Consider the following 1,212-nt stretch of genomic DNA (forward strand, 5'->3'; position numbering starts at 1 on the left):
GGCGGTGGCGGATGTGCTGGGCCGTTTCCCGCCGACATTGCCGGACGCCGGCAACGAGCTGCCGGACCAGCCCATCCTGCTCTGAACACAGCGTCATGCCCCGGGGAAAGGCGCAGCCTCGAAGACCCGCCCTTCCTCCCGAGCCAGGACAACCCCTCAGCGCGGCTTCTGCGCCGCCTGCCAGCGCTGCACCGCCGCCAGCGTCTCGCTGACATGGCTGCGCGGCCCCGAGTCGGTGTGCGCGAAGAGGATTTTCCCCTCCGGAGAGATCACGTACGACACGCGCGAGGCGTAGCCGGCGATGCTCAGCGCGCCGGTGGCCTCGTAGGACTTCGCCACCTTCAGGCCGGCATCGGCCGCGACCGGGAAACGGCTGCGGCAGTGGCTGACCGAAAACTCCTTGAGCTTCTCGATGCCATCGCCGGAAACGCCGACCACCGAGGCGCCGGCGGCCTTGAAGTCATTGATGGCATCCGCGAACAGCTTGGCCTCGATGCTGCAGCCCGGCGTGAACGCGGCCGGGTAGAAATACAGCACCACCGGGCCGCTGGTGCGCGCGTTGGCGAGGTCGAAGGTCACCGCCTCGCCGCCCTGGGCGGCCGGCAGCACGAAGTGCGGCGCGGTGGCGCCGGCCTTGAGCAGGGCGTGGGCGGGCATGGCTGCAAACAGCGCAAGCGGGAACATGAAACGGGCGAATGCGGACATGGCGGGTCATCCTGTGCGGTAATGCCACAGTCTGGCGGTGATGGCCCGTCACGGCAACACCGGACCCGCCATGCTCACCCGGACGTCATCACGGCCAGCTGTGCCAGCAGGCGCAACAGCTCCGACTGCCGGCCGGTGCCGGTCTTGCTGAACACCGCCTTGAGCTGCGTGCGCACGGTCTCCACGGACAGGCAGAGCTGATCGGCCACACGCCGCAGATCACCCTCCGCCGCGAAGACACAGGCCAGCCTGGCTTCGGCAGGCGTGAGCCCGAACAGCTCCCGCAACACACGCTCAGGTGGCGGCGAGGCCTTTCCTGCCTCACGCACCATGACCAGGATCAACGGGCGCTGCCAGGGCCAGGCCAGGCCATGATCGGCAGGCAGCGGCATGGCCACCAGGCAGTCGCCAGCCCGCGCCCCCGCCTGGGGCGGCAATCTGAATGCCGAGCAGCGCGCCGGACCTTCCAGGCCTGCCGCCTGGCGGCAGATCCTCAACAGCTCCACC

The 1,212-nt window shown here is 69.5% G+C and carries 2 protein-coding genes; both read right to left on the reverse strand.

Features of this window, described 5'->3' with window-relative positions; translation table 11 throughout:
* Nucleotides 1-156: 156 nt before the first annotated feature.
* Nucleotides 157-705, reverse strand: a complete 549-nt coding sequence (locus C5O18_RS09860) for a peroxiredoxin (protein WP_105193446.1) — start codon at nucleotides 703-705, stop codon at nucleotides 157-159.
* Between the two features lie 74 nt (nucleotides 706-779).
* Nucleotides 780-1,103: a helix-turn-helix transcriptional regulator gene (locus tag C5O18_RS09865; protein ID WP_105193448.1), complete on the reverse strand. Its 324-nt coding sequence runs from the start codon at nucleotides 1,101-1,103 to the stop codon at nucleotides 780-782.
* Nucleotides 1,104-1,212 lie beyond the last annotated feature (109 nt).

Source organism: Amnimonas aquatica (assembly GCF_002943415.1).
Taxonomy (GTDB): domain Bacteria; phylum Pseudomonadota; class Gammaproteobacteria; order Pseudomonadales; family Moraxellaceae; genus Perlucidibaca; species Perlucidibaca aquatica_A.